At 57.5% G+C, this 6,086-nt stretch carries 3 protein-coding genes; all 3 read right to left on the bottom strand.

Features of this window, described 5'->3' with window-relative positions:
• Positions 1-283 precede the first annotated feature (283 nt).
• Positions 284-1,468 carry an acetyl-CoA C-acyltransferase gene (locus ACESMZ_RS16605; RefSeq protein ID WP_372973024.1) on the bottom strand — a complete coding sequence of 395 codons (1,185 nt, stop codon included), beginning with the start codon at positions 1,466-1,468 and terminating at the stop codon, positions 284-286.
• A 294-nt stretch (positions 1,469-1,762) separates the two neighbouring features.
• Complete coding sequence (locus ACESMZ_RS16600) at positions 1,763-3,859, bottom strand: 3-hydroxyacyl-CoA dehydrogenase NAD-binding domain-containing protein (RefSeq protein ID WP_372973023.1); 2,097 nt, start codon at positions 3,857-3,859, stop codon at positions 1,763-1,765.
• Between the two features lie 402 nt (positions 3,860-4,261).
• On the bottom strand, positions 4,262-5,056 hold the full coding sequence (locus ACESMZ_RS16595; protein WP_264996081.1) for an IclR family transcriptional regulator: 795 nt from the start codon (positions 5,054-5,056) through the stop codon (positions 4,262-4,264).
• Between the last annotated feature and the right edge of the window lie 1,030 nt (positions 5,057-6,086).

The raw sequence follows: 6,086 nt of genomic DNA, 5'->3' as shown, positions 1-6,086 counted from the left end.
AGTTCGAACAGCTGGAATTCGAGATCGCGGGTGTTGATGATGTTCTGTTGCACGCTGATATGCCTTTCTGAAATAACTGATTTGCCACGGAATCCACGGCCCTTCGACAAGCTCAGGGCGAACGGAACAACACGGAAGAAAAAGATGCTTTGGCCACGAGATCCCTTTTTTGCCTTTTCCCGTTTTCCTCCGTTCGCCCTGAGCTTGTCGAAGGGCCGTGGATTCCGTGGCTAAAACCAAAAAGGGGGCGAACTCTCGCCCGCCCCCTTTCGATTCTGCCTGTTTATACCACTTCAAACAGGCCGGCTGCGCCCTGGCCGCCGCCGATGCACATGGTGACCACCACGTACTTGGCGCCGCGACGCTTGCCCTCGATCAGCGCGTGGCCGGTCAGGCGTGAACCGGTGACACCGTAGGGGTGACCCACGGCGATGGAGCCACCGTTGACGTTCAGCTTCTCCATGGGAATGCCCAGACGGTCACGACAGTACACAACCTGGGAGGCGAAGGCTTCGTTCAGTTCCCACAGGTCGATATCGTCCATGGTCAGGCCGTTACGCTCCAGCAGGCGCGGGATGGCGAAGACCGGGCCGATACCCATCTCGTCCGGCTCACAACCAGCAACAGCGAAGCCGCGGAAAATACCCATCGGCTCGATGTTGTTCTTCTCGGCGTAGGTGCTGTTCATCACGGTGCACACAGAGGCGCCGTCGGACAGCTGGGAGGCGTTGCCGGCGGTGACGAAGTTGCCTTCACCACGTACCGGGTCCAGGCCCTGCAGGCCTTCGATGGTGGTGTTCGGACGGTTGCACTCGTCCCTGTCCAGGGTGACCTGCTTTTCGCTGACTTCACCGGTTTCCTTGTTCTTCACCAGCATGGTGGTGTCGTAGGGAACGATCTCGTCAGCGAACTTGCCGGATTCCTGACCGGCAGCGGTGCGCTGCTGGGAGATCAGGGCGTACTCGTCCTGGGCTTCACGGCTGACGTTGTAGCGCTGGGCCACGATGTCAGCGGTTTCGATCATGGACAGGTACAGCTCCGGCTTGTTCTTCATCAGCCACTCGTTGGTGGCGTGGAACTGGTTCAGCTTGTCGTTCTGCACCAGGGAGATAGACTCCACACCGCCAGCGACGATGGCCGGCACCTTCTCGGATACAACCCGCTGGGAAGCAATGGCGATGGACTGCAGGCCGGAGGAGCAGAAGCGGTTGATGGACAGGCCAGCGGTGGTCACCGGCAGGCCGGCACGGATAGCTGCCAGGCGGGCCATGTTCTTGCCCTGGGCACCTTCGTGGAAGGTAGCGCCGAGGATGACGTCCTCAACGATGTTCGGGTCAATGCCCGCGCGCTCAACGGCGTGCTTGATCACGTGACCAGCGATATCAACGCTGTGGGTGTTGTTCAGGGCGCCCCGGTAGGACTTGCCAAGACCGGTACGGGCGGTGGAGACGATAACTGCATCAGACATTGTGTTGTCCTCTTTAAAATGGGATTGCCACGGAGCCCACTGCCCTTGGCAAGCGCGCCGTTAGACAGACGCCCTTCGACAGGCTCAGGGCGAACGGAAGAACCGGCCCTGGCAGAGCTCTCTGTTTAACAAGCTCAAGGTGAACGGAGGAGCATGGAGCGGAATGCTTACCAATCGCGTTCCAAGCGCCCTCAGCCTACCGAAGGCTTACCAATCGCCCTGAGCCTATCTAAGCCTTACCGTTCGCCCTGAGCCTGTCGAAGGGCCGTAGTTCCGTGGCCAACAATCGTTGTTTTACAGGTCGCCGAACTTCTTGCCTTCAGCTACCAGCTTTTCCAGAAGCGGAGACGGCTCCCACTGCTTGCCGCCGACTTCCTTGTGATACTTCTTCACGGCGTCCAGGATCTTGTCCAGGCCGATCTGGTCAGCCCAGAACATGGGGCCGCCACGGTAGGCCGGGAAGCCGTAGCCGTAGATCCAGGTAATGTCGATATCCAGGGAGCGGTCGGCAATGCCTTCGTCCAGGATCTTCGCGCCTTCGTTGATCATCACATACATGCAGCGCTCCAGGATTTCCTGGTCAGACACCTCACGCGGGGTGATGCCCTGCTCCTTGCGGAACTCGGCGATGATCTTGTCGGTTTCCGGATCCGGGATCGGCTTGCGGTTGCCTTCCTCGTACTTGTAGGTACCGGCGCCGGTCTTCTGGCCCAGACGGCCCTGTTCGGCCAGCTTGTCCATCCAGCTCGGCGGAACATCCTCGCCAGCCTTGCGGCGCTCTTCGCGGATACTGTAGCCGATGTCGATACCGGCCAGGTCACCCATGGCAAACTGACCCATGGGGAAGCCAAGGTCAGTCAGTACCTTGTCCACCTGCTGTGGGGTAGCACCATCATTCACCAGGGCCATGGCTTCGGCACCACGCTTGTGCAGCATGCGGTTGCCCACGAAGCCGTGGCAGTTGCCAACCAGTACGCCCACCTTCTTGATGCGCTTGGCCAGGTTCATGGCCGTGGCCTTGACGTCGTCAGCGGTTTTCTTACCACGGACGATTTCCAGCAGCTTCATGACGTTGGCCGGGCTGAAGAAGTGCAAGCCGATGACGTCTTCCGGACGCTTGGTGGCAGAGGCAATCTCGTCGATGTCCAGGGTGGAGGTGTTGGAGGCCAGGATAGCGCCCGGCTTACACTTCTCATCCAGCTGACTGAAGATGCTCTTCTTGATATCCATGCGCTCGAACACGGCTTCGATCACCAGGTCGACGTCTGCGAAGTCGTCATAGGTGAGGGTGCCGCTGATCAGGCTCATGCGCTCTTCCACCTGCTCCATGGTCAGGCGGCCTTTCTTGGCGGTGTTCTCGTAGTTCTTGCGGATAATGGCCAGGCCCTTGTCCAGGGCTTCCTGCTTCACTTCCGCGATGGTGACGGGAATGCCGACGTTGGCGAAGTTCATGGCGATGCCGCCGCCCATGGTGCCAGCCCCGATCACACCGACTTTCTTGATGTCGCGGATCGGGGTGTCTTTCGGCAGGCCCGGAACCTTGGAAACTTCACGCTCGGCAAAGAAGGCGTGGATCAAACCGGCGCGCTGGTCGGATTCCATCAGTTCACCGAACAGTTCACGCTCGCGCTTCATGCCTTCCTCGAAGGAAGAGGAGGTGAACGCCGCTTCCACCGCGTCGGTGCACTTGAACGGTGCCAGCAGGCCGCGAGCCTTCTTCTTCAGGCCTTCGCGGAACTTGTCGAAGACATCGCTGCCCTTCTCGGCTTCCAGTTTGTCGGTCAGCTCGCTCACGCGACGTACCGGCTTGCCTTCATCAATAACCTTTTGGGCAAACGCCAAGCCGGCGGCCTTCACGTCTTCGCTACCGGCGACTTCATCAACAATACCGGCCGCCTGGGCATCTTTCGCCGCAACGAAATCGCCGGTGGTAATCATTTCCAGCGCCTTCTGGGCACCGGTCAGGCGCGGCAGGCGTTGGGTACCACCAGCACCGGGCAGCAGGCCCAGCTTCACTTCCGGCAGACCCACCTTGGCACTGGGTACCGCTACGCGGTAATGACAGCCCAGGGCCACTTCCAGGCCGCCGCCCAGGGCAGTGCCATGAATGGCAGCAACAACCGGTTTGTCAGAGGCTTCGATAAAGTTGACCACTTCTGGCAGCCCGGGCTCCTGCATGGGCTTGCCGAATTCACGGATATCAGCGCCGGCCATGAAGGTACGACCTTCGGCCATGATCAGGAGGGCCTTGGCGTCCGCATCATCCTGACCCTGTTGTACGGCGTTCTGAATACCGGAGCGAACCGCGTGCCCCAGGGCGTTCACCGGCGGGTAGTTGACGGTGATAACGCCGATGGCGCCTTCGCGGTTATAGGTTACGACGTCGGACATAGATCCTCCTTGCGCAAAACATGGAATGGAGTTTTATTCAGCGAAACAGACCGGTGATTTAATACAAGTTTGCGGAATGTTTCAACCTTGGACTGGCTGAACATCGACCAGATTGTCTTTGGGGAGATCGATTGTACGCCTGATGGAGCGGGAGGGGAAAATTTGGGGGCATGCGGGGTGTCAGAAAGAATTTTTTGCCACGGAATCCACGGAAGAACACGGAAAAAAGCAAAAGATAAAGGCGTTATCGGCCACGAAATCCACTAAAGGACACGAAATCCAAAGCCAGTAAGTGTCTACTCAGCAACCATTTTCGTGTTTTTTAGTGGGTATAGTGGCTATAAATCCTTTCGTCTTTTCTTTCCGTGTTATTCCGTGGATTCCGTGGCCAAAAAAGCAGGGTCAAACCCCCAGCGACTCGATATCACTCGCCAGCATGGCCAACTGATGGGCAATGGAGCTGCGCAGTTTGTCGCCGGATACCAGGTACGACGGCGCCGCACAGGTCAGGGCCATGGTGGTGCCATCCTGCAGGCGCACGGGCACACCGGCGGCATTGATATTGCGGTCCCACTCGCCGAGGGACAGGCAGAAACCATGCTCCCGGTAATCCTCCAGCGCCTGGTCCAGGCCCTTCTTCTTTTCCGGCCAGCCTTCCGGGCCGTATTTCTCGGCCAGGGCTTCCATCAGGATCTTGCGGCCGTCTTCCGTCAGGGAGGAGCAGTAGGCCCGCCCAGCAGCAGTGGTCGCCATGGGCAGCTTCAGACCGATTTCCATGCGCAGCAGGGAAGCCTCCGGGGGCATGCGGTTCTCTACATAGATCATATGCAGACGATCCCGGCAGGTCAGGCCGACCGACATATTATTACGGCGGGCGAACTCGTCCATGTAAGGCTTGGCCAGCTGGCGCACCTTCAGGTTGGAGACGTAGGCATAGCCCAGGGCCAGCACGCCGGAGCTGAGCTGGTACTTTTCCAGCACCGGGTTGTAGCTCAGGTAGCCAAGCTTGGTGAGGGTGTAGGTCATACGGGAGACAGTGGGCTTGGGGAGCCCGGTCAGCCGTGCGATGTCCTGATTACCCAGGATCACAGAACCCTGACTGAAAGCCCGCAGTACATCCAGGCCCCGGGACAGGGCTTCGACAAACTTGCGGTCTTTCTCGGGCTTGTCCGGGGAATCGGCGGACGCTTCGACCAGATCTGCTTTTGTTTTAGTGCTCAAGGTCATAGTTTCCGGTGCCTCAAAAAGCCCCGTGACAGCCACCGGCACGCACCGGGTTGTGGCAATGCCCACAGGGCAACTCAGAAATAGATGAAAAAGTCAGAAACCCGCGCATTTTACTTGTGCGTTTTCGTCCCGACCATGGCCTGTTCCGAATTTGTTTCAAAAAACCTGCCAAACCGGAACGGCGTTGCGAAACTAACGCACTCTCCGGGCATATTCGGGCGGTTTGCGGAACGAAGCCAACAACCGAATCACTTTTTCGGTATAAGATTCTGCTTTGCGGAACAGCTTAGTCAATTCCAGAACAAGTTGCCAACCGGAATTGAAACCAGATTGACGCACCAGCGCCCTTCATCATGCACCCCAGCCCGGCTACAGCGCAGGCATGCACCATTTTACGACCATCGATCCGGGCCATTTCCGGCAGAATCTTCGCCACAACAGTGATTTCACTGTGCAGCACAAAATCATTACAAATCCTGTAAAAAAGTCACTGAGGCTATTGCATGACAAAAAATTTATTCCTACTATCCGGGAGACTGCTAAATGGAAGGCGTCCTGACTGAGCGGCTGGTGACAGGCTGCGGTCGGAGCAGAGAACAAAAAAAGCACCATGGAAGTGTGATTCTCATCAGACACACGAAAAAAAGTGTGGACCTGTCCCATCAAGGCCCTTGCCTTTGTTGGATTCTCTGCTAAGACTGTACTTGATCATTCGCCCATAACCGCCTTGATAGAATTGCAAAATGCATTCAGCCAGGGTGGCAGTCGACCAGAATAACTGCAGGCTCTACGCGGCCTGGCATCAACTGGCCACAGGGATAACAACCGGAGGTTTGATCAGGCAGCAAGGAATAATCACAAGCAAAACAAGCAGTAATAGCGTCACTGAGTCCAACAATCGAGTCGATTAGACATAAAAAAAGGGTTTAAAACCATGGCACAACAAAGCAAGATCACTTCCCGCCCGCTGACCAAGGCACTGGGAACCGCTTCCATCCTG

The sequence above is a fragment of the Marinobacter sp. genome (assembly GCF_041690615.1).
GTDB lineage: Bacteria > Pseudomonadota > Gammaproteobacteria > Pseudomonadales > Oleiphilaceae > Marinobacter.
This window is presented reverse-complemented; position numbering and strand designations above follow the sequence as displayed.